Source organism: Gracilimonas sp. (genome assembly GCF_014762685.1).
In the GTDB taxonomy this organism is placed as follows: Bacteria; Bacteroidota; Rhodothermia; order Balneolales; family Balneolaceae; genus Gracilimonas.
The window spans coordinates 410,675-432,037 of record NZ_JABURM010000006.1; the positions used below are offsets into that span (position 1 = coordinate 410,675).

24 protein-coding genes and 1 tRNA gene are annotated in these 21,363 nt (G+C 41.0%); 6 read left to right on the plus strand and 19 right to left on the minus strand.

Translation table 11 applies throughout. The features are described from left to right. Positions 1–5: 5 nt before the first annotated feature. Entirely contained in the window at positions 6–563 is a 558-nt protein-coding gene (locus HUJ22_RS11365; RefSeq protein ID WP_290877531.1) for an rRNA adenine N-6-methyltransferase family protein, read from the plus strand. An 8-nt stretch (positions 564–571) separates the two neighbouring features. Here HUJ22_RS11365 and HUJ22_RS11370 read toward each other — a convergent pair whose 3' ends face one another. The 10 genes from HUJ22_RS11370 to rpmB form a co-directional block, all read right to left on the minus strand. After that, positions 572–1,057, minus strand: a complete 486-nt coding sequence (locus HUJ22_RS11370; protein WP_290877533.1) for a hypothetical protein — start codon at positions 1,055–1,057, stop codon at positions 572–574. A gap of 52 nt (positions 1,058–1,109) precedes the next feature. Then, positions 1,110–2,264, minus strand: a complete 1,155-nt coding sequence (locus HUJ22_RS11375) for a 6-bladed beta-propeller (RefSeq protein WP_290877536.1) — start codon at positions 2,262–2,264, stop codon at positions 1,110–1,112. Between the two features lie 71 nt (positions 2,265–2,335). Then, positions 2,336–2,788 (minus strand): MarR family transcriptional regulator, encoded by a 453-nt coding sequence (locus HUJ22_RS11380; protein ID WP_290877539.1) that lies wholly within the window; start codon positions 2,786–2,788, stop codon positions 2,336–2,338. A 53-nt stretch (positions 2,789–2,841) separates the two neighbouring features. After that, complete coding sequence (locus HUJ22_RS11385) at positions 2,842–3,609, minus strand: exodeoxyribonuclease III (protein ID WP_290877542.1); 768 nt, start codon at positions 3,607–3,609, stop codon at positions 2,842–2,844. A 5-nt stretch (positions 3,610–3,614) separates the two neighbouring features. Next, on the minus strand, positions 3,615–4,829 hold the full coding sequence (tyrS, locus tag HUJ22_RS11390) for a tyrosine--tRNA ligase (protein ID WP_290877543.1): 1,215 nt from the start codon (positions 4,827–4,829) through the stop codon (positions 3,615–3,617). A gap of 5 nt (positions 4,830–4,834) precedes the next feature. Next, a complete protein-coding gene (locus tag HUJ22_RS11395; RefSeq protein WP_290877545.1) occupies positions 4,835–5,395 on the minus strand; it encodes a CvpA family protein in 561 nt (186 codons plus the stop codon). Between the two features lie 6 nt (positions 5,396–5,401). After that, positions 5,402–5,860: a GatB/YqeY domain-containing protein gene (locus tag HUJ22_RS11400; RefSeq protein ID WP_290877547.1), complete on the minus strand. Its 459-nt coding sequence runs from the start codon at positions 5,858–5,860 to the stop codon at positions 5,402–5,404. A 92-nt stretch (positions 5,861–5,952) separates the two neighbouring features. Then, positions 5,953–6,123: a DUF4295 family protein gene (locus tag HUJ22_RS11405; RefSeq protein WP_290877550.1), complete on the minus strand. Its 171-nt coding sequence runs from the start codon at positions 6,121–6,123 to the stop codon at positions 5,953–5,955. Between the two features lie 8 nt (positions 6,124–6,131). Further along, positions 6,132–6,296 (minus strand): 50S ribosomal protein L33, encoded by a 165-nt coding sequence (rpmG, locus tag HUJ22_RS11410; protein ID WP_103664281.1) that lies wholly within the window; start codon positions 6,294–6,296, stop codon positions 6,132–6,134. Between the two features lie 4 nt (positions 6,297–6,300). Then, on the minus strand, positions 6,301–6,546 hold the full coding sequence (gene rpmB / locus HUJ22_RS11415) for a 50S ribosomal protein L28 (protein WP_290877553.1): 246 nt from the start codon (positions 6,544–6,546) through the stop codon (positions 6,301–6,303). 270 nt (positions 6,547–6,816) lie between these two features. On the opposite strand from rpmB, the gene gyrB reads away from it, so the two are divergent. Continuing rightward, positions 6,817–8,754 (plus strand): DNA topoisomerase (ATP-hydrolyzing) subunit B, encoded by a 1,938-nt coding sequence (gyrB, locus tag HUJ22_RS11420; RefSeq protein WP_290877555.1) that lies wholly within the window; start codon positions 6,817–6,819, stop codon positions 8,752–8,754. Positions 8,755–8,799: 45 nt separating this feature from the next. Beyond that, positions 8,800–11,277, plus strand: a complete 2,478-nt coding sequence (gyrA, locus tag HUJ22_RS11425; protein ID WP_290877557.1) for a DNA gyrase subunit A — start codon at positions 8,800–8,802, stop codon at positions 11,275–11,277. A 92-nt stretch (positions 11,278–11,369) separates the two neighbouring features. Here the strand turns inward: gyrA and HUJ22_RS11430 are convergent, their stop codons facing one another. The 5 genes from HUJ22_RS11430 to HUJ22_RS11450 form a co-directional block, all read right to left on the minus strand. Then, positions 11,370–12,308, minus strand: coding sequence for a YafY family protein (locus tag HUJ22_RS11430; RefSeq protein WP_290877560.1), 939 nt, complete (start codon positions 12,306–12,308; stop codon positions 11,370–11,372). After that, positions 12,305–12,964 (minus strand): RsmG family class I SAM-dependent methyltransferase, encoded by a 660-nt coding sequence (locus HUJ22_RS11435; protein ID WP_290877562.1) that lies wholly within the window; start codon positions 12,962–12,964, stop codon positions 12,305–12,307. The genes HUJ22_RS11430 and HUJ22_RS11435 overlap by 4 nt, the downstream gene beginning before the upstream one ends. Before the next feature lie 5 nt (positions 12,965–12,969). Next, positions 12,970–14,856 carry a tRNA uridine-5-carboxymethylaminomethyl(34) synthesis enzyme MnmG gene (gene mnmG, locus HUJ22_RS11440; protein WP_290877564.1) on the minus strand — a complete coding sequence of 629 codons (1,887 nt, stop codon included), beginning with the start codon at positions 14,854–14,856 and terminating at the stop codon, positions 12,970–12,972. A gap of 192 nt (positions 14,857–15,048) precedes the next feature. Beyond that, positions 15,049–15,122, minus strand: a tRNA-Asp gene (locus tag HUJ22_RS11445). A 128-nt stretch (positions 15,123–15,250) separates the two neighbouring features. Beyond that, positions 15,251–15,799, minus strand: a complete 549-nt coding sequence (locus HUJ22_RS11450) for a glutathione peroxidase (RefSeq protein ID WP_290877566.1) — start codon at positions 15,797–15,799, stop codon at positions 15,251–15,253. Positions 15,800–15,933: 134 nt separating this feature from the next. Between HUJ22_RS11450 and HUJ22_RS11455 the strand changes: the two genes are divergently transcribed. From HUJ22_RS11455 to HUJ22_RS11465, 3 genes are read left to right on the plus strand one after another with little or no spacing between them, the layout of a single operon-like run. Further along, positions 15,934–16,590: a hypothetical protein gene (locus tag HUJ22_RS11455; RefSeq protein WP_290877568.1), complete on the plus strand. Its 657-nt coding sequence runs from the start codon at positions 15,934–15,936 to the stop codon at positions 16,588–16,590. Beyond that, positions 16,587–16,886, plus strand: a complete 300-nt coding sequence (locus HUJ22_RS11460; RefSeq protein WP_290877570.1) for a hypothetical protein — start codon at positions 16,587–16,589, stop codon at positions 16,884–16,886. Before HUJ22_RS11455 ends, HUJ22_RS11460 begins: the two co-directional genes overlap by 4 nt. Continuing rightward, entirely contained in the window at positions 16,883–17,647 is a 765-nt protein-coding gene (locus tag HUJ22_RS11465; RefSeq protein WP_290877572.1) for an MBL fold metallo-hydrolase, read from the plus strand. Before HUJ22_RS11460 ends, HUJ22_RS11465 begins: the two co-directional genes overlap by 4 nt. Here HUJ22_RS11465 and HUJ22_RS11470 read toward each other — a convergent pair. The 4 genes from HUJ22_RS11470 to HUJ22_RS11485 all read right to left on the minus strand — a co-directional run bounded on the left by HUJ22_RS11470 (position 17,644) and on the right by HUJ22_RS11485 (position 21,261). Continuing rightward, the gene (locus HUJ22_RS11470) at positions 17,644–18,729 is read right to left on the minus strand and encodes a mannose-1-phosphate guanylyltransferase (RefSeq protein WP_290877575.1); all 1,086 of its coding nucleotides are present in this window, start codon (positions 18,727–18,729) and stop codon (positions 17,644–17,646) included. The genes HUJ22_RS11465 and HUJ22_RS11470 overlap by 4 nt on opposite strands. Before the next feature lie 48 nt (positions 18,730–18,777). After that, entirely contained in the window at positions 18,778–19,863 is a 1,086-nt protein-coding gene (locus tag HUJ22_RS11475) for an ATP-binding protein (protein ID WP_290877577.1), read from the minus strand. Further along, a complete protein-coding gene (locus tag HUJ22_RS11480) occupies positions 19,860–20,540 on the minus strand; it encodes a response regulator transcription factor (protein ID WP_290877580.1) in 681 nt (226 codons plus the stop codon). Before HUJ22_RS11480 ends, HUJ22_RS11475 begins: the two co-directional genes overlap by 4 nt. A gap of 94 nt (positions 20,541–20,634) precedes the next feature. Then, positions 20,635–21,261 (minus strand): 2OG-Fe(II) oxygenase, encoded by a 627-nt coding sequence (locus tag HUJ22_RS11485; RefSeq protein WP_290877583.1) that lies wholly within the window; start codon positions 21,259–21,261, stop codon positions 20,635–20,637. Between the last annotated feature and the right edge of the window lie 102 nt (positions 21,262–21,363).

Consider the following 21,363-nt stretch of genomic DNA (forward strand, 5'->3'; position numbering starts at 1 on the left):
CATTCATGAACGGAACCATCACATTTCTAAAATCTTTTGTAAAAGATAAAGACGTTGCCTCCATCACGCCTTCTTCTAAATATTGCGTGCGAAAATTATGTGAGCATATTGATTTTGCATCCACAAATGTAATTGTTGAATACGGTGGGGGAACCGGGGTTTTCACCAAAGAGTTTTTAAAAAAAATGCGTCCTGATGCTAAACTTTTTGTTTTCGAGACCAATGATAATTTCTACAAAAAGTTAAATGCGATTGATGACGAGCGGCTTACAGTTTTTCATAAAACCGTGGAAGATATTTTGAACTTATTGCCCGAAGATCTTCTCGGCTCGGTCGACCATGTGGTTTCCGGGATCCCCTTTTCCTTTTTTGACTGGAACATGAAGATCGATATTCTAACTAAAACTAAAGCTGTTTTACGGCCTCAGGGTTCTTTTTTAGCTTACCAAACTTCGGGACATTTGAAAGAACCGCTAACTGAATCGTTTGGAAATTATACCACTGAGTTCTGCTGGAAAAACATTCCGCCTTATTTCATTTACGATGCCGTAAATAATGGCTAATGTAATCCTCATTCGATAATTATCTCCCCATCACGTGTCTCTTTGGGCCCCTTATTCTTCCATTCTTTGTAGAATTGGATAAGATTAGTGACGGCATAAACCAACATAAAAAAGGCGATAAAATAGGCCACAGAGTCAGGGTTCATTACAATAAGAACGGCGATGATCAAAGTTAAAATCCCCAAGAAACTTAACTGAAAAGAGAAGAGCATAATCAGCCCGAATAATCCCAGGAAACCGGCAAAGGTAAAGGGAATTAGTTCCGGAAAAATAAAGATTAACGCTCCGGCTACGATAGGCAAAGCTGCTACTGCCCCCGGAAATTTAAATGCCAGAAACATCAGTCCAAGTGCCAGCAGGTACCCTCCCGCAATCAGATACAAAAAATTTGGGAAAACCAACGTTAATATGCCGGTTGCCAGTGTAAGCAACGCATTTATGAGCTGCCTTTCTTTGGACTTTCGCTGCGTATTTATCTGAAAATTTATAAACATCTTTTTTTAAATAATTTCTATGGTCGTTTTATGAATATAAAATAGTTTGCCTTCATTTTTTTTCTTTAAGGCCGTAACGAACCACATATTCTTCGCCCATATTTCCTGTAACAACCGCCACTACTTTATCTCCTTTTGCATCTTTGAAATTCACGTTTAAAGGCAGTGATACGGTCGCATAATAGCTTCCATTAGGCATAAAAACATCGAAAGTTGGGGGTTCCCACCAATTACTTTCGGGGTTATTAGTTGAGTTTATTCTCATATCCGTGAGTTCCGCTACCGCATATCTCCAAACCCAAATTCTTCCTTCCCTGTCTGTAAAAATCTGCCTGAAAGCCGGTTTATAGTCCGGAACAACACTTTCAGCTCCTCTTTGAGCAAAAACCTTTGTCCAGGCTTCCCATTGTTTTTTTTCTTCCGGATGCAAAGGAACTGGTTCAAATTCCTGGCTTATAGCCTTATCCGGCCTTTCTTTATTCAAAAACTCAATTTCATACTTGTTGTTGTCCTCTGCATAAACGATATAATTTTCTGAACTCATTGTACTTCTGGGCTCGGTAATAAATGCGTGATTACTACCCTGTGCAGTAAAAAGGACGAATGTTAACGGGCGGTCAACTTCATCTCTCGGAACTTCCAGGGTATCTATTATTTCTCCTTCCGGGGAAACTTTAAGCCAACCAAACTGCCAGTTTGGCTCATCGGGGTTTCTGTTGATCCTTGTCTTTACATAGAACTCTCCAGTTTTGCCAACTTCAAATAAATCCGGGGCATTCAATGTAGAATTCACTGTATGCGTTTCTAAATATGTTCCTACAGCACTATACACACTAATATTTGTCAATCCAACATTCCAAATGGCTAACCTTCCATCCTGAAAAGCTTTCATCCCGCTTATGAATGTATACTCCCCAGGCCCTCTACCTTCTCTTCCAATATTCTTGATGAATTTTCCGTCTTTATCATACATCCTGACAATCGGGCCTTGTTGATCCCCTACAAACATCCTGCCTTCAGTTCCTAAAGCAACCTCTTTTATGTTACCAAACATATAGTTTTCATCGCCATCCTCCGTGCCGATTCTCAGCTCTTCATGTGCAATGAGTATTCGTTCTGTATTTGTACTGCCTCTTTCAGGTTCTGAGGAGCATCCAAAAGACACCGTTATTACTGAGAATAATAGTAGTGATATGCTGAAGCGCATGGTACCTCCATTTCAATTCTTTGACCTTCTTAAATAAGAAATTTTTAAGAAAGTTAAATGCTTTTTAGAGGCTACTTTTCTTTACCAACCCCAAGTTTCTTACAAATAGATGCCAACTGTTCCTTTTCGTCGGAGGTTAACACCGAGAACTCTTCTTTTATTCTGGCTAAGTGCTGGGGGAAAAAATCTTCAATGAAATCACGGCCTTTTTTTGTGAGGCTAATAATAACGGCTCTTCGGTCTTTGGGATCGGTTTTTTTTTCAACCAGGCCATTTTTCTGCAGGTTGTCAATGACCAGGGTAATATTGCCACCGCTTTTCAATAGCTTTTGCCCCAGCTCTCTTTGGTTTAACGGACCTAAATGAAGCAATGCCTCTAACGTACCGAACTGACTTACTGTAAGATTTGCATCTGAAAGGTGGCGGGAAAGGCGTCCGTTTACACTTTCACTGGCACGAGTTAGTTTAATAAACGCATTCAGCGTCTTCTGCTCTTCTTTACTGCCCTTAAAATGTGTTCCCATAATTTCAGTTTGTTTTCTATAGGGTTAACCGTATCCCATCACAAGGCGTTCATTTACAGGTCATAAATGACACTTACAGGGGCATGATCTGAGATATCCCACTTCATTTCAATTTCGGCTTTTCTTGCTTTTTCTGCCAGTGCAGGGGTGGCTAAATGATAATCAATTCTCCAGCCTTTGTTCCTTTCCTTCGAGGCAGCTCTATAGCTCCACCAACTATACAAGTCTGTTTTATTTGGGTGTAGATTTCTAAATACATCTTCGTACCCAACATTCAAAAATTCTGACACCCACTCACGCTCCTCCGGCAAAAAGCCGGAGGTTCTGTGCTGTTTATCCGGATTGTGTATATCAATTTCAGTATGACAGATATTAATGTCCCCGCAAAAAACCGTGGGTTTACTATCTTCTCTTAGCTGCGTTCCGAACCGAATAAACTTCTCCAGGAAATCCATTTTCATATCTTGCCGGATATCACCGGTCGTTCCGCTTGGCGCATAAACGCTAAATACCCTGTAAGATTCAAATTCAGCCATCAGCACCCGCCCTTCACTGTCTATCCAGTCTACCCCCAGTCCTTCCTCAACTTTAATGGGCTTTTCTTTGGAATAAATAGCAACCCCGGAATATCCTTTTTTTTCTGCTACATGATAGGCTTCATGGTAATCAAGCTCTCTTACTTCATCGGGGACTTGCGTTTCCAGCGCCCTTAGCTCCTGAATACAAATCACATCGGGCTTACTTTCTTCAACCCAATTTACAAATCCCTTTCGGTGTGCGGCCCTGATTCCATTTACGTTATACGAACTTATTTTAACCAAACCGACTATTTTGCTTTTAGAATTCCAAAATTTCTCTTTCCAACTTTCAACGCAAACTCATCTCCCTCTGAAAAAGTGAGTGTATAGTTTTTGTCCGTAACTTTTTTGTCGTCAATACTGATTCCGCCCTGCTTTATCATCCGCTTGGTCTCTCCGTTACTCGGTGAAAAACCGGTTTCTGCCACGATATCCAGCAGACGAATTTCCTGACCTGTCTCAAAGAAAAACTCAGGAGCGTCATCAGGCACTTCTTTGTTGATAACGGTTTGTTCGAAATGATTTTTAGCTGCTTTGGCCGCTTCTTCTCCGTGATACATTCTCACAATGGTGAATGCCAGGTCGTGTTTTGCATTACGAGGGTCGGATTCGATCTTTTCTTTGATCGCCGGAAGTTTCGCCGTTTCTACATCTGTTACCAATTCATAATAGGTGTAGATTAAATCATCGGGGATAGAAAGAGCTTTCCCATACATATCATTCGGCGGCTCATTGATCCCAATGTAGTTATCATAAGACTTCGACATTTTTGCTGAGCCATCGGTGCCAACCAAAAGCGGCATCATCAGGCAAACCTGAGGCTCTTGACCATCTTCTTTTTGAAGCTGACGGCCTACAAGTAAATTAAATTTCTGATCTGTTCCCCCTAACTCAACATCTGATTTAAGATGAACGGAATCTTGTCCCTGCGCAAGTGGATATAAAAATTCATGAAGAGAAATAGGTTCGTTTTTCTCAAAACGCTTGGAGAAATCATCCCGCTCTATCATCCGGGCCACCGTCAATTTGGAAGATAATTTCACCACATCCATGAAATTCATTTCACCCAGCCAATCATTGTTATTGGTGAGAGTGAGCTTACTTTCATCCAAAATACTGTTGGCTTGTTCAATATAGGTTTGGGCATTTTCATTTACTTCCTCCGGCGTGAGTGGCGGACGGGTTTTGTTTTGCCCGGTGGGATCCCCGATCATTGCAGTAAATCCACCAATAATCAATATTACCTCATGTCCCAAATCCTGAAATTGTCTCATTTTTCTCAGGATGACCGAGTGCCCCAAGTGCAAGTCCGGCCGCGTAGGATCAACTCCCAACTTGATCTTAAGGGGTTTGTTTTCCTTTTTGGATCTTTTGAGTTTTTTAATGAGTTCTTCTTCAGGAACAATTTCGACCGTACCGCGACGGATAATTTCCAATTGTTCTTCAACAGATTTAAATGACATTTTGATTAATTATCGTTTAAGAATGGGATGTTTTCTAATGGGTTATGTTCGCTAATATTTGCTTTGAGCGTTTCCGTATAATTTTCTGCTCCTGGATAGATAAAAGCAACCGCATTATAGGTCAGCGGGGCTAAATAGATAACGGCGGGATATAAATAAGATTTATTTCGCGCCTTGTCCCCCGGCACATTAAATCCGGCTAAAAGTAAAAGGACTGCACTAACTACCAAGCCGCTTTTCAAAGCTCCAAAAGCAGCCCCCAGAATTCTGTTTACCATGCTTAGTTTCACGGCTTTTAATAATTCCTTTGTAGCGTAAGCAATCAAGGCTACAACACCCAGGGTACCAATAAACAAAATGGCTCCGGAGACAAAAGGAACGTAAGAAGCTCCTTCTTCAAACATGGGAGCCAGGATTCCCGTAAAAGCGTCAAGATAATTGAAGGTCAAAAATATGGCGAGGATTATGCCTGCAATGTTAAGCACTTCTTTAACCAACCCATTGACCGCACCTTTATAACCGAAATAAAGCAGGGGTACAGCAATAATGAGGTCCAGGATTAGCATTTCCTATTATCCCCCGAGTTCCTCTTTCACAATCTTGCTAACCAAAGAACCATCGGCTTTCCCTTTTAATTGCCCCATAAGCGGCCCCATTACTTTACCCATATCCTGCATTCCTGAGGCTCCAACTGCCGTTATTTTCTCTTTTACTATAGAGCGGACCTCCTCTTCATCCATCATTTCAGGCAAATAGGTTTCAATTATTTTTAATTCTGCCTTTTCATTTTCAGCCAGGTCCTCTCTGCCTCCTTCCTCAAACTGCTCGATGGATTCTTTCCGCTGTTTTGCAGCTTTCATTAAGACCTCCACCGCTTGTTCATCCGAAAGTTTAGCCTCCCCTTCCTTTCGTTCACTGATTTCTTTTTCCATTAATTTTGCTTTCAAAGAGCGTAAAACCCGCAGTTTATCCTGGGCCTTTGCTTTCATCGCCTCTTTAATGTCAGCAACTATTTGTTCTTGTATAGTCATAAGATAATTCCTCCTTGCAGAAAATAACCAAAAAAAAAGGTTACACAATCATTATTGCGTAACCTAAAAAATATTTATCAGCGAGCTGATTATCAGGATTTGTTTTGCTGAATATATTCTCTCACATTTTCCTGATCCATCATCACCTCTTTATAGGCATATTTCCCCTTATCATTCTTGGTAGAAATAATAACCTTTGCCATTTTGCGGTGAGCCGCTTTCGCTTGTAATGCTTCTTCTCCAAATGCTTGCTTCTTAGCCATATCTCTGGTTATTTAATTTCTTTGTGAACAGTATGTTTGCGAAGAACCGGATTGTATTTTTTAAGTTCAAGTCTATCCGTAGTGGTTCTTCGGTTTTTTGTTGTAACATATCGAGATGAACCGGGTTTTTCGGTGCACTCCAAAATCACTTGAACTCTGTTTCCTTTTGCCATAGTTCTATACTTCTTTTAAAAGAGTTCCTTTTTTCCGCGCGTCTTTCAATACCGCAGAAATTCCTTTCTTGTTGATGGTTCTCACTGTTTTTGCAGAAACTTTAAGTGTTACCCACTTATCTTCCTCAGGAACATAAAAACGGCGCTTTTGTAAATTTAACTGAAAGCGGTGTTTTGTTTTATTATTCGACTTAGATGAACGGTAACCGTTCAAAGCTCCTTTGCCTGTAATATCGTCTTTTCGCGACATTGTATAATTCGGTTAATTCATAATGAAAATAGACTCCAAAGATAGAGCTATAAACATCAAAGTTCAACGGCAGCAACCACGAAAATTTTAATTATTAACATTTTCTCGAATTATCCACAATTTCACCCGTGAATCCCCTCTTAAATTTACCCCCAGAAAGCTCAACTCGAATATTTTAAACAAATACCCTTCCTTTTTTTGATTTTGCTTGTGTAAGCTCTATTTTCCGACGTTAATAAACTCATCTAACAAAGCTATCACTCCATAATTATGGCAAAAAAACAAGGATCCGACTACAAGGCGTCAAACATACAGGTTTTGGAGGGTCTTGAAGCGGTAAGAAAGCGCCCTGCAATGTATATTGGGGACACGGGCCAGCGCGGCCTTCACCACTTAATTAATGAGGTGGTTGATAACTCCATTGATGAGGCGCTTGCCGGCTATTGCGATCACATAAAAGTTGTTATTAATGAAGACGGCTCCATGACCATTGAAGATAATGGGCGCGGAATACCGGTTGATACTCATGAAAAACTCGGGATACCCGCGGTTGAAGTTGTACTTACCAAGCTACACGCCGGTGGAAAATTTGATAAAGATACTTATAAAGTCTCCGGGGGATTGCATGGTGTTGGTGTAAGTTGTGTGAATGGCCTGTCTAGTAATTTTAGAGCTGAAATTCATCGTGATGGTGAAATCCATGTTATGGAATTCGAACATGGAGCAACTACTATTCCCCTTTCGGTAAAAGGAAAAACAAAAGAAACGGGAACCAGGATTTCATTTACTCCCGATCCAACCATTTTTACTCAAACCGTGGAGTTTAAGTTCGATATTATAGCCGAGCGAATGCGTGAATTGGCTTTTCTAAATCCTGAAATCACTATTGAGCTTATTGATGAGCGCGAAGAGGACGAAGAGCTCAAAAAAGAGGTTTATCACTACGAAGGCGGGGTTAAAGATTTTGTTGAATTTTTGGATGAGCACCGTGAATCCATGCTGGAATCTCCGATTCATATTACCGGAGAAGTTGATGAAGTTCCTGTAGAGATCGCCATTCAGTACAACAGCTCTTTTTCAGAAAACGTCCATTCTTATGTTAATAATATCAATACTAAGGAGGGAGGTACACACGTATCCGGATTTAGACGTGCTTTAACGCGATCGCTTAAATCTTATGCTGAAAAAAATAACCTTATTAAATCGAACAGTAAGATTTCGGTTTCCGGAGAAGATTTTCGTGAGGGTATGACGGCTGTATTAAGTGTTAAAGTTCAGGAACCTCAGTTTGAAGGACAGACCAAGACAAAACTAGGTAATTCGGAAGTTCAAAGTGCCGTTGAAGTTGTTGTTTATGATCAGCTTAATGAGTATCTGGAGCAAAACCCAAAGGCGGCTAAGAAAGTGATAGAGAAAGTTGTTATTGCCGCCGAGGCCAGAGAGGCCGCGCGAAAAGCCCGACAACTTGTTCAGCGTAAAAGCGTAATGAGTGGCGGCGGTCTTCCCGGAAAATTAGCCGACTGTTCTATCAAAGATCCTGAACACAGTGAAATTTATCTTGTTGAGGGGGACTCTGCCGGCGGTTCTGCAAAAATGGGCCGTAACCGAAGTTTTCAGGCAATTCTTCCGCTAAGAGGTAAAATCCTCAATGTTGAGAAGGCAAAGATCAATCGAATTCTGGAGAATAAGGAAATTCAGGCGATGATCACTGCTTTGGGCACAGGAGTTGGACACGGGGATGAAGACTTTGAAGTAGACAAACTTCGATACCACAAAATCATCATCATGACAGATGCCGATGTGGATGGTTCTCACATCAGAACATTATTGTTAACCTTTTTCTATCGATACATGCGCCCGCTCATAGAAAATGGATTCGTTTATATAGCAACCCCTCCTCTTTACAGAATTACCACCAGTAAGGACCTGGAGTATGCCTGGGATGATGAAACAAGGGATAAGCTGATAAAAGAACTCAAGAAAACCCGCAAGAAATTTGATGTCTCGCGCTACAAGGGTCTTGGTGAGATGAATCCCGAACAGCTTTGGGAAACCACAATGGATCCTGAAACACGGACTCTTCAGCAAGTAAATGTTGAAAGTGCTGCCGGGGCAGATAAACTGTTCTCTACTCTGATGGGCGGAGATGTTGAACCTCGTCGCGAGTTCATCGAGCGGAATGCCAAATACGCCACCATTGATATTTAATCATTTTAATCTGAACACAGACTAACCGTTTTTACCACCTGATTTATGGCTAGAGAAAAAATTATACCTATTACCATTGAAGACGAAATGCAATCGTCCTACATCGATTATTCGATGTCGGTTATTGTTTCCCGGGCCCTGCCGGATGTTCGTGATGGACTAAAACCCGTTCACCGGCGTATTCTTTACGGCATGAACGATCTGGGGATGTTGCACAACAGAAATTATAAGAAAAGTGCCCGTATAGTCGGGGAAGTGTTGGGTAAGTATCACCCTCATGGTGACTCTGCCGTGTATGACTCCATTGTTCGAATGGTTCAGGATTTTTCACTACGATACCCTTTAGTGGATGGGCAGGGTAACTTTGGCTCCATAGACGGTGATAGTGCAGCCGCCATGCGTTATACTGAAGTTCGCATGGATCGCCTTTCTGAAGAAATGCTTGCTGACATCAACAAAGAGACGGTAGATTATCAATTTAACTTTGATGATACGCTTGAAGAACCAACCGTTCTGCCAAGTATGTTACCTAACCTTTTGCTTAACGGAGCTTCAGGAATTGCCGTAGGGATGGCCACAAATATGGCGCCTCACAATATAACGGAAGTGATCGACGGAATTACGGCCTATATTGAAGATCCGGAGATTGAAATCAAGCAGTTGATGAAACATATCACAGCGCCGGATTTCCCAACTGCCGGAATTATTTATGGATATGAAGGAGTTAAGGAAGCTTATGAAACAGGCCGGGGCAAAGTAACCCTCCGGGCCCGGGCTAATACTGAGGAACTTCGCGGAAACAGAGAACAAATTGTAATTACGGAAATTCCTTATCAGGTTAATAAGAGTACGCTTATTCAAAAAATTGCCAGCCTGGTAAATGACGAGAAAATCACTGAGATCTCAGAAGTTCGAGACGAGTCTGACCGGGAAGGTATTCGTGTTGTAATTATTCTGAAGCGATCTGCCAATGCCGGTGTTGTACTGAATCAGCTTTATAAGTACACCCAAATGCAGACCACTTTTGGTATCATCAACTTGGCTTTGGTTAAGGGCCGACCAAAAGTGATGAATCTTAAAGAGCTGATCTATCACTTTGTAGAACACCGGGTAGATATTATTATCCGCCGTACTATTTATGATTTAGATCAAGCTGAGGCTCGTGCCCATATTCTTGAAGGCCTGAAGATTGCTCTGGATAATCTTGATGAAGTTATAAAAACCATTCGCGCTTCCAGTAATCCACAAGAAGCAAATATAGAACTTCGCAAGAAATTCGCCCTTACTGATATCCAGGCCAAGGCAATTCTGGATATGCGCCTTCAAAAATTAACCGGCCTCGAAAGAGAGAAAATTGACGGCGAATACCGGGAAATCATAGACAAGATTTCCGATTATCGCGAAATTCTCACAAACCGTGATAAGCAAACTGAGATTATTAAAGAAGAGCTTGCTGATCTGAAAAAGCGATATGGCGATGAGCGACGAACTCAAGTGGTTCACTCTGCGGATGATTTTAATATCGAGGACATGATTGCGAATGAGGACGTCGTTGTTACTATCTCTAACAAAGGGTTTATAAAACGAATGCCGGTAACCGGGTATCGTCGTCAACGCCGTGGCGGAAAAGGAATGAAAGGAACCACTACGCGTGATGAAGAATACGTAGAACATTTATTTGTTGCCACCACCCATAATTACATTCTTTTCTTTACCGAAAAAGGAATGTGTTACTGGCTTAAGGTATATGAGATTCCTGAGGGAGGAAGATTAGCTCGTGGCCGCGCAATTGTAAATCTAATTGAATTGGATAAGGATGATGCAATTAAAGCATTTGTCCCCGTCAAAACCTTAGAGGATGAAGAATACATCAACAATCACTCCATTATCATGGCTACAAAAGGCGGCCTTGTTAAGAAAACAACTCTTGAGGCCTACAGTCGTCCTCGCCGGGATGGAATCATTGCCATTAACGTAAAAGATGGCGACAGCCTTCTTGCGGCAGAGCTTACCGATGGAGAAAGCAACATTATTTTAGCCAACAAAAACGGACGAGCTATTCGATTCCACGAGAGCGATGTTCGTGAAATGGGTAGAAATACTTCCGGCGTTAAAGGAATGACGCTTTCCAAAAAAGACGAGATTGTCGATATGGTTGTTATCAAAAACACCCATGAGGCCACTGTGCTTGCAATGTCAGAAAACGGATACGGTAAGCGGTCAATGGTTGATGATTATCGAGAACAGTCGCGTGGCGGTAAAGGTGTGATTACACTGAAGATAACGCCAAAAACCGGTGATTTAATAGCCCTCAAAGAAGTTACGGATTCAGATGATCTGATGATCATAACTGAGGCCGGAAAAGTCATCCGTATGAGTTGTGGCGGCATTCGAACCATGGGCAGAAATACTCAGGGAGTTCGAATTATGCGCCTTGATTCAGATGGCGCTATTGCTGCAGTCACCCGAGTCGTGAATGAAGAAGAAACGGAAGGTGATGAAGATGGAGAAGATGAAGATTAGTTAACACTGACTATTTCTAAAAATCTATCAAACAAAAAGGGCTTCAATTCTTGAAGCCCTTTTTTATTTAATTTTTAAATCTCTAATCTTTCTTACTGACTCAACATTTTTTTGAGTAACTCTTTTCTTTTTTCAATCAATTCCCTCGGCTCTTCAATTTTAATTTTATTACCGAATTGAAGCAGCCATTCATTAATATAATCCAAATTATCGAATTCGAACCCTACTTTAAAATATTTAGAATTCAGGGCTGTTTTCTTAAATATTTTAGCCGGTAAATTCGCCTCTAGCCGCGTTATCTCTTCTTTTTTGACCTGTAGTATCACAGAATAAGATCTCTCGTCAGATCGAAAAATAAGCCCCTCTACGTCCAATTCCTCTTTAAGTTGGAATGGTTCCTCTAAAATTTTGACCTCTTCTACGTTTTCCAGTATAAAATTTCGAATTTCTCCCCGAAGATGAGATTTTCCGATCACATTCCAATGGTCTTGGTAAAAAACCAAAATATAGGGGTCGATTTTTCGGATTCCTGTTTCTCCGGATTTTGTAGTGTACTGAAATTGCATTCTTTTTTGCTGAGCAATTGCGCTGCTTATTAAATACCAGCTTCCACCTTTCTTTTTTTGCCCGCCAAATCTTAAATAAGGATCTACGATGGTTCTCCCTTCAAGTGAATTCATAAAATCTTTTAGCTCATCCGGCAGCACATTTTTAATTTTTACCTCAACCCCTTTCGCATCTTCCACCAACCCCTGGTCCACCTGGGACTTTACGAAATTCAAGCCAACCATGATGGTTGCGAGCTCTTTCGAAGTAAACATAAGCGGAGGAATTTTATATCCTTCAATAAGACCATAACCTGAGTACCGGTCCCAAGTCACCGGAACATTAATTTCCTGCAAAGCATTAAAATCCCGGAAGATTGTGCGACGACTTACGTCAAACCGGTCGGCCAATTCATCAACGGTTAATTTTTTCCCGGGCTGTTGAAGCAGGAGCATTAATTTTAATCTTCGCTCAGAGCTGTTCATTCTGTCCCCTGTTTAGTTATTTCAACCATTGCTTTCCCCTGATAAAAAGGATGCTCAAAGCCGGGCTCAAGGTCAATGATTTTAATTATTAACTTCTCATTTATACCCGATAACTCCTGCTCTACCTCATCCCCCCCCTTCAAAAGAACAATGTTCTTCCAGGGTTTTTCGCGGATCATTTCCAGGAGATCATTTATTTTAAATGCGTGTTTCGAAACAATAACCGCACCCTTGTTTATCTCAATATTTTTCACAGAATCCGCCACCGCGTCAATATTGTTTAGTTTTAATCCAGCCGAAATATGCTTACAGGCCATCACTTTTTTTGAAACCACATCATTAAGCAGCACCCTTTTCTCCGGCCATACAATTGCAAGAGGGATCCCCGGCAAGCCTCCTCCGGTACCAGAATCAATAATTTCTTCTGCTTCTTTAAGCAAGCCGGAACCCGAAATTACCAGTGAATGCTCTACGTGCCGGAGTATGGTTTCACGTGAAACATCCCGACTCACCAGATTAATTTTTTTATTCCACCAAAGCAGCCGGTCTATATAGTCCTCGAGAGTCGCTCTTTTTTTGCTGAAATTTTTCCGGGTATTACCCGCTATTTCAAAGGGTAAATCGAGGCGGGAGACCTGGTGTTCCACGTGAAACATCCCGTTTAATTTTTGAGGTAGACCATAAGAACAGACAAATCGCTGGCTGAAACTCCACTAATTCTGCCTGCCTGCCCAATTGTTTCCGGGCGTATTTTAGCAAGCTTTTGAGTTCCCTCCGTAGATAGGCTCTTAATATTAGAGTACTCAATTTGCTCAGGAATCAACATGTTTTCTTGTTTCTCCATCTCCTTAACCATCTCAAATTCCTTCTCTATATACCCGGCATATTTAACCTGAATTTCTATCTGTTCGAGAACTTTCCCGTCTGTGCTGATGGCTTGTATTTGTTCAGATAGCTCTGAATCATAATCCATCATATCCTGCAAAGAGACTTCAGGGCGTAATAATATCTTTACCGCCTTCATGGGCTGGCTCATCGGGGAGCTGGATTTACTCTCCAGCATAGGGTCCATTTGCTCCGGACGAACCGTATAGTCTTTAATCAAATCATCAAGCTCGCCAATTGCCTTACGTTTTTCCTCTACTTTCTGCAGCCTTTCATCTGAAGCTAACCCTATTTTGTGACCGATTTCAGTCAGGCGCAAGTCAGCATTATCTTGTCGTAATAATATCCGGTGCTCTGCCCTTGAAGTAAACATTCGGTACGGCTCTTCTGTGCCTTTATTAATAAGGTCATCAATAAGAACCCCAATGTAGGCCTCTGATCTTTGAAGAATGAGAGGTTCTTTATCTTGCACAAAGAGCCCGGCATTTATCCCGGCCATTAATCCCTGGCAGGCTGCCTCTTCATAACCGGTTGTCCCGTTTATTTGCCCTGCAAAGAAAAGGCCTTCCACTATTTTAGTTTCCAGGGATCTCTTAATTTGATGGGGAGGAAAATAATCATATTCAATTGCATAGCCCGGACGAATCATTATGACTTCCTCAAACCCGGGAATTGTTCTTAACGCTTTATATTGAACATCTTCAGGAAGAGAAGTTGAAAACCCATTCAAATACATTTCATAAGTATTCCACCCTTCCGGTTCCAGAAATAACTGATGGTGCTCTTTATCTGAAAATCGATTAATCTTGTCCTCAATGCTTGGACAATACCTTGGCCCTATAGATTTAATTCTGCCATTAAACATTGGGCTCCGGTCGAAGCCTGTCTTCAGAACTTCATGAACTTCTTTATTTGTATATCCTATCCAACAGGAAAGTTGCTCATCTAATGAAGGAAGTTCCTCGGTCAGGAATGAAAAACCCGAAGGATCTTCATCTCCAAATTGTTCTTCTAACTTGGAATAATCTACCGTTCGTCCATCAACCCTCGGAGGCGTTCCTGTTTTTAATCGACCTACTTCGAAGCCCATATTTTCCAATGCCGCAGAAATTCCAACAGATGCTCTTTCTCCGGAACGGCCTCCTCCATAATTTGACTCCCCGATATGAATAAGCCCATTTAAAAAAGTTCCGCTTGTCAGTATTACTGCTTTCGCAAAAAACTTTTGCCCTGTTTGGGTAACAACTCCTTTAATAGATTTTCCGTCGTCCGAAATTAAATCAACTACATTATCCTGACGAAAGAACAAGTTCTCTTTTTGCTCCAGCTTCTCTCTCATCTTCTGAGCATAAAGCATTCGGTCGCTTTGGCAACGGGGACTCCACATAGCAGGGCCTTTGCTGAGATTCAGCATTCTAAATTGTACCCCCGTCTCATCGCTAACAATTCCGGACAATCCTCCAAGAGCATCAATTTCTCTGACTAACTGCCCCTTGGCAACTCCACCCATTGCGGGATTGCAAGACATCTTCGCAATCGCCTCCAGGTTCATTGTAATCAGAAGTGTTTTTGCCCCGATTTGTGCTGCTGCTCCTGCAGCCTCACTACCGGCATGTCCTCCTCCAACTACTATCACATCATATGTAGGATCTAAAACTGACATTACTCTCTGTTTTTTATTAACTTAACTATTTAAACCAACCTCTGGAAACCTAAAGATAAGAAATTGTGCCCCCCAGAACTACAAAGTCGTACCAGGGAAACACATCCAACAAACTGAGGCACTTAAAAATTCTGTTTTATTACAAAGCTTCTATAAACAAAAAAAGCTTCCAAAAATGGAAGCTTTTATTTGCGATCCGGAAGGGACTCGAACCCTCGACCTCCTGCGTGACAGGCAGGCGTTCTAACCAACTGAACTACCGGACCTTTTTGAGAGCATCAAATATACTGACCATATCGATTGGAAGTCAAGCTATTTCTAAAACTCTTTTAAAAAATGAGGATCGCAAAATCAATTGCGACCCTCTTATCGGGATGGTAATGAAATAAAATATTTATCGGCCTAACTCTTCTTTAATGGCGGAAATCACTTCATCACTTTCCGGTTTTACATCACTTCTAAACCTTCTTTTCAAAGAACCATTTTTATCAATTAAAAATTTCTCGAAATTCCATTTAATTTCACCTTCGAAATCTGGGTTTGGTTGTGCTGTCAAATACCTGAATAATTCTGACTGGTCTTCACCCTTTACCGAAACTTTGGAAAACATGGGGAACTCTACTCCATACTCAAGTGTACAAAACTGCTTTATTTCTTCGTCACTTCCCGGCTCTTGTCCTTTAAAATTATTTGCCGGAAAACCCAATATCACAAAGCCTTCCTCTTTATATTTATCATAAATATTCTGCAGTCCTTCATATTGAGGAGTAAATCCACATTTAGAGGCAACATTCACAACCATAATTACATTACCTTTATATTTACTCAATGACACTTCATTGCCATCAATATCGGTCATTTCAAAATTGTAGATAGAAGTTTGCTTGTTATCGTTCAGCGCAGATGTCATAAACAGGATTATTAATGAGAGTAAAATTTTCATCGAATTATTTTTTTCTTGGAGCGTTAGTGTTTAAACTGAATATATAATCTAAATCATTCCAAATGAATAAAGCTTTTTTTAAAATATTTTTTCTATTCTTCTTTTTATTAGCTCCAGTTTTCAGCTTCGCTCAAATGTTCTCTGTCAACGAAGGAGCCAATCAGCGATCCAACCAATTTTCTCCGTACTTAAGAGCCGGTGTTCAGTTGGTTGACTTTCAATATACGGGAGATCCATCTGAACTCAGCGGAACCAGTTCTCTGGCTTTTACCGGGGCTGCAGCACAAATAGCTTACGAGTCCGGAGGCCTTAATCTTATATTGGCTTTGGGTAATAACCTTACACAATTAGACAATCGTCGATACTTCAATCTTAATTTAAATTTTACTAATCCATTCTATTTTCTCGGAAATGAAAATTTTAGTGCCGGCATACCGGTAAAATTAGAGACAAAACTAACCTCTGTCCGAAGTGACGTTATAAGTGAAGGGTTTTCTCAAACCAACCTAAGTGCCGGAGCAGGGTTAATTGTGAGAGCAGAGGTCCCTCAAAAGTTTGGAATCAGCACTCAATTAATTCCAAGTATTGGATTCAGCACGGCAAGCGGTGGCTTTATTGGGGGTAATGTTTTTTCATTGTCGGGGAAAGCCCGTATCAATTTTTACGAACTCATCTTTGGTAAAAACATTAGTTTAGGATATGACTATAACTTCGATTCTTACAACATTGACGGAGAAGAATATGATTACGATTTTGCCGGACATTCATTAACTATCGGAATATCACTTTGAAACCTGATAAATTTCTTCTTGAACTGGAACAAATATTAGAACAAGCAGGGTATACCCTGCGCAAAGAAAGGGGTTCCTTCCGCGGGGATGAATGTATTATTGAAGGACAAAAACTAGTCGTTGTTAATAAAAACAAACCCATAGAATCACAGCTCGGTACCATGGGGCGGGTATTGGGAGAAATTGACCTAGCCGGAGTTTATATAAAACCTGCCGTTAGAAAAAAGTTAGAAGAATTATGGGATCAGCTTGAAGTAGCCCCCGACGATTCTACAGAAGATTTTGAATTAGAATGAAAGTTACTTTTTTAGGAACCGGAACATCCATGGGAGTGCCTGTCGCCGGGGGATTTCGAAGAGAAAAACTAACCCATGACCCAAGAAATGAACGTACCCGTTGTGCCGCATGGATACAATCAAAGGGCAAGTCCATTCTGATTGATGCCGGCCCTGAGTTCCGGATACAAAGTATTCGGGCTAAGATCCAAAATGTTGATCATTTACTCGTAACTCACCAACATATGGATCATATTTCAGGACTAGACGACTTAAGGGTGTACTCATATCTTAAAAAAGCTCCTATTCCTGTTCATGCATCAAAACAATGTATAGAATCCATTCGCAAAAGATTTGATTACATGTTTGGTGAAGACAAATATCCCGGGTCCACTTCCCTGGATTTGATAGAGGCCCCGGAGGAATTTTGGGTTGAAAACATTAAAATTACCCCTCTTCCCGTCACCCATGGCGATCTGGATATTCTGGGATACCGAATAGATGATTTTTCATATCTCACTGACGTAAAACACATCCCTGAAAAGACAAAAGAAAAAATCCGGGGTTCCAGGGTGGTTGCATTAAGCGCCCTCAGGTGGGAACCAGAACACCCAACCCATCTTACCATCCCACAGGCTGTTGAAATATTGGAAGAGTTAGATATCCCGGAAGCTTACCTAATCCACATGAACAGTTATGTAGACCATGAGCCTACCAACCAAAGACTTCCTGAAAACATCAATCTGGCTTATGATCAGCAAGTCCTTCATATTGAGGATTAAAGAAATCGCCTAAAATCTTCGTTCTCTTTAAGCTGCTCAACAATTTCTTTAACATTCTGAGCTTTATCCAGCTTACAAACTAAAATAGCGTCCTCTGTTTCTACTATCGCAACACCCTCTAAACCTACCGCCGAAATCATTTTTCCACTTTCCGTATAAATGTAATTATTCTTTGACTCACTGAATGTTGAATGCTCTGCATGAATTACATTCCCGGCCTTAGTTTTATCTCCGAGTTCGTAAACAGCAGTCCAGCTTCCCACATCATTCCAACCAAACTCACCCGGAACCACAAATACACTTTCTGCGTGTTCCATGATCCCATAATCTATGGATACAGATTTACAATCGTGGTAAAAGGAGTTGATCGCTGATTCGTGATTCTTTCCAAACAATTCTTTACCCGATTTCTTGACCTGAGTGTACATCTCCGGCAAGTGTTTCTGAAACTGATTGAGAACCGTTTTTGCCGACCAAATAAACATACCGCTGTTCCAGTAATAATCCCCTGATTCTAAAAATTGTTGTGCCGTTTCAGCGTCGGGCTTTTCTTTAAAGGCCTTTACCGGGTGAACCGTTTTCCCGTGAAAAGATTCACTTACCGAGTTATTACCGTGAATATATCCATATCCCGTTTCCGGGCGGCTGGGATTGATACCAATAGTTACCAGGTGTTCCCCGTCTTTTGCTTTCGCAATTGCGGCCTTCAAAATTTTGTTGAATTCCACCGGATCCTCAATGTGATGATCGGCGGGTAAAACAACCATAACAGCTTCGGGGTCTTTTTTGTAAAGCATTTCAGCCGCAATTGCTACGCAAGGTGCGGTGTTTTTTGCAACCGGTTCTCCCACAATATTCTCATCCGGAACCGAGGGTAGTTGTTCTTTTGCGATATCCACATAGTTATCGTTAGTGACAACCAAAATTCGTTCCTGAGGGATCAGGGGCTCAATTCTTCCGGCGGTATTCTGGATCATTGTCCCCTTTCCGAAAAGGGGCAGAAATTGTTTCGGAAGCTTTTTTGTGCTTTTTGGCCAAAACCGTGTTCCCGATCCTCCGGCCATTATTACTGCGTAGACCATGCTATAAATTCTATTTTAAATTCAAACGGTAAGTTACGATATATCTAATCAAACGTGAACTTTATCCAACTTTCTCAGGCTGATGGTAAATGTAGAGCCTTTGTTGGGCTCACTTTCAATGGTGAATTTTTCTCCATGTGCTTCCATGATATGTTTTACAATCGCAAGTCCAAGGCCGGTTCCCCCCCTCTCCCTTGACCTGGATTTATCCACTCTGAAAAATCGCTCCGTTACCCGGGGTATATCCTTTTCATCAATTCCGATTCCGGTATCCCTCACAGAGACAAACACTCGTTCAGGGTGCTTGGGCTTGGTAAATACCGTTACCTCAACCTTTCCACCCGGCACATTATATTTTATGCCGTTCTCAATCAGATTAATAAGCACCTGTTTTACCTGGTTTTTATCGGCCTTAACCTGAATATTTTTATCAAATTCATCAACAATCAGCTGAATATTTTCTTTTTCAGCCTTGTAGTTCAGGCTTTCTATGATGTCATTTAGCACTTCATACAAATAAATTTCTTCGATTTCAGACTTTAACTCCCCGGTTTCAAGTTTAGAAATCTCCATAAGGTCTTTGGTGAGGTAAATAAGCCGGTTTACATTTCGCATGGCCTTGCGGAGAAAATCACGGTTAACTTCTTCGTCTTCCAAAGCCCCGTTTAATAAGGTTTCGATAAATCCCTGAATCGCAAAAATTGGTGTTTTTAGCTCATGAGAAATATCCCCAATAAATTCTTTTCGATAGTTCTCAATACGATTCAGTCGCTGTATTTCCCTCTCTATTGTTCGGCTCGATTTAATTCCCTGTTTCACCAGATAGTCTATTTCATCATTCCGGTAAGAGGTTACATCTTCGTATTCTATAAACCGTTTACGGGCAATGTTTTTAAAAAGCTGCTCCAGCACCTCCAACCGCTTGTGCGTGTTATAATAACTTACAGCATAAGTTATCATGAATATTATCCCCCCCATTAAAGCACTTGAGATTACGGCTTCATTTGGAGTAAAATCATATCCCAGCCATAGTCCAAAAAACAGTATTCCGGAAGAAATAACCGAAACAAACAAGCCTATCCTAAGGCCAAACCTGTATATTCCCTTTCTTTTTTTATTTTTAGATGTACTCATTCCTTAAATCGGTAGCCCACTCCTTTCACCGTTTCAATATAGTGATCGCCCAGTTTTTCTCTGATCTTCCGGACATGAACGTCCACCGTGCGATCGACTACGTAAATATTATCACCCCACACCTTATTAAGAAGTGTCTGCCGGTCTCTTACTTTTCCTTTTCGGCTTGCTAAGTAATACAAAAGCTCAAACTCCTTCCTTGGCAGCTGAAATTCTTCCTCCCCTCGCGTTACTATATAACGATCCTTGTCTATGGAAAGATCATGAACATCAAGGCGGTTAATTTCTTCTTCCTCCGTGTCTTCAAAGCGACGCATAACCGCCTTTATCCTGGAGATCAATTTTGTGGTACTTATCGGCTTGGTTATGTAATCGTCCCCGCCCTTGTTTAGTCCTTCCACTTCTGTTTTTTCGTCACTCCGGGCTGTAAGAAAAATAATTGGAATCGATTTAAGCTTATCATCCCCTCTCATTTTCTCAACCGCTTCCATACCATCCATTTTTGGCATCATGATATCCATGAGCACTAAATCCGGATTATGTTTCTTGGCTATTTCAATGCCTTCTTCCCCGTTTTCTGCCTTAAGAACATCAAAGCCTTCTTTTTTAAGATTGTATTCAATCAGGTCTAACAAGTCTTTTTCGTCATCAACTACGAGTATGGTTTTCTTAGCCACGGGATTGGGATTTTGTTAGGGTTTCAGATATACAATGGTACTAATGTACTGCATTAATAGAAAATGTTCGGACGTTAAGAAATTGTTACCTGCCTCAGCCTAAAATAGAGCCAACTCCGGCCGGTTGATGCAACAACCATCCCGTTAAACTGTATCGAGGCACATTTGTTGTGAGTACTTCGTGTTCAATTACATCACTTTTAAAAACAAGCAGTCGTTTGGCTATCGGCTCAACCATAATTTCCTGTCCATCTTTAAAGATTACCAGTTCACCCCCATCTCCCTTCTTCCAGTTTTTGTTCAGATATATGAGAACGGTAATCTGCCGGTTTGAACGCTCCTTAAATTGATCTAAATGCTTGTGATAGTACGAGCCGGCCGGATATTTGGCAATATGAAATTCTGAATCTGAGAGGCTTAAATAACAAAAACGTCTTAAGTTTTGAGAGAGCTCATCCATCAGTCCAAAAAAAGGAGAAATAGCTGTATCACGATTTTCATCGAGCCAGTAAATGAAATCTCCACGTATTTCAGCCTTTACCTGGAAATCATCTTGTGTACCAATGCCTGCTTTTTTCAATTTATCTGCTGCTTCCATTTCACCAAAAAAGTGCATGATATCAGCAAACAATTCATCACTGATGAAATCATCAACTATTACGAAATCATTTTCGGCGAGACGGTCCATCCAGTCAAGCCATTGGTCGTTAGAGTATTTCATACGCCTTTAATAGGATAAGTAGTTATTTTCTCTTGAGTCATATTAAAGATACATTGTTTTTAAAAAGGAAAGAATAGGTTTATCCTATATTTTATTACCATG

Coding starts and splice junctions, on each gene's coding strand:
- HUJ22_RS11365 (WP_290877531.1), top strand. CDS start 6: ATGAACGGAACCATCACATTTCTAAAATCTTTTGTAAAAGATAAAGAC.
- HUJ22_RS11370 (WP_290877533.1), bottom strand. CDS start 1,057: ATGTTTATAAATTTTCAGATAAATACGCAGCGAAAGTCCAAAGAAAGG.
- HUJ22_RS11375 (WP_290877536.1), bottom strand. CDS start 2,264: ATGCGCTTCAGCATATCACTACTATTATTCTCAGTAATAACGGTGTCT.
- HUJ22_RS11380 (WP_290877539.1), bottom strand. CDS start 2,788: ATGGGAACACATTTTAAGGGCAGTAAAGAAGAGCAGAAGACGCTGAAT.
- tyrS (WP_290877543.1), bottom strand. CDS start 4,829: ATGTCATTTAAATCTGTTGAAGAACAATTGGAAATTATCCGTCGCGGT.
- HUJ22_RS11395 (WP_290877545.1), bottom strand. CDS start 5,395: ATGCTAATCCTGGACCTCATTATTGCTGTACCCCTGCTTTATTTCGGT.
- HUJ22_RS11400 (WP_290877547.1), bottom strand. CDS start 5,860: ATGACTATACAAGAACAAATAGTTGCTGACATTAAAGAGGCGATGAAA.
- HUJ22_RS11405 (WP_290877550.1), bottom strand. CDS start 6,123: ATGGCTAAGAAGCAAGCATTTGGAGAAGAAGCATTACAAGCGAAAGCG.
- rpmG (WP_103664281.1), bottom strand. CDS start 6,296: ATGGCAAAAGGAAACAGAGTTCAAGTGATTTTGGAGTGCACCGAAAAA.
- rpmB (WP_290877553.1), bottom strand. CDS start 6,546: ATGTCGCGAAAAGACGATATTACAGGCAAAGGAGCTTTGAACGGTTAC.
- gyrB (WP_290877555.1), top strand. CDS start 6,817: ATGGCAAAAAAACAAGGATCCGACTACAAGGCGTCAAACATACAGGTT.
- gyrA (WP_290877557.1), top strand. CDS start 8,800: ATGGCTAGAGAAAAAATTATACCTATTACCATTGAAGACGAAATGCAA.
- HUJ22_RS11430 (WP_290877560.1), bottom strand. CDS start 12,308: ATGAACAGCTCTGAGCGAAGATTAAAATTAATGCTCCTGCTTCAACAG.
- HUJ22_RS11435 (WP_290877562.1), bottom strand. CDS start 12,964: ATGTTTCACGTGGAACACCAGGTCTCCCGCCTCGATTTACCCTTTGAA.
- mnmG (WP_290877564.1), bottom strand. CDS start 14,856: ATGTCAGTTTTAGATCCTACATATGATGTGATAGTAGTTGGAGGAGGA.
- HUJ22_RS11450 (WP_290877566.1), bottom strand. CDS start 15,799: ATGAAAATTTTACTCTCATTAATAATCCTGTTTATGACATCTGCGCTG.
- HUJ22_RS11455 (WP_290877568.1), top strand. CDS start 15,934: ATGTTCTCTGTCAACGAAGGAGCCAATCAGCGATCCAACCAATTTTCT.
- HUJ22_RS11465 (WP_290877572.1), top strand. CDS start 16,883: ATGAAAGTTACTTTTTTAGGAACCGGAACATCCATGGGAGTGCCTGTC.
- HUJ22_RS11470 (WP_290877575.1), bottom strand. CDS start 18,729: ATGGTCTACGCAGTAATAATGGCCGGAGGATCGGGAACACGGTTTTGG.
- HUJ22_RS11475 (WP_290877577.1), bottom strand. CDS start 19,863: ATGAGTACATCTAAAAATAAAAAAAGAAAGGGAATATACAGGTTTGGC.
- HUJ22_RS11485 (WP_290877583.1), bottom strand. CDS start 21,261: ATGAAATACTCTAACGACCAATGGCTTGACTGGATGGACCGTCTCGCC.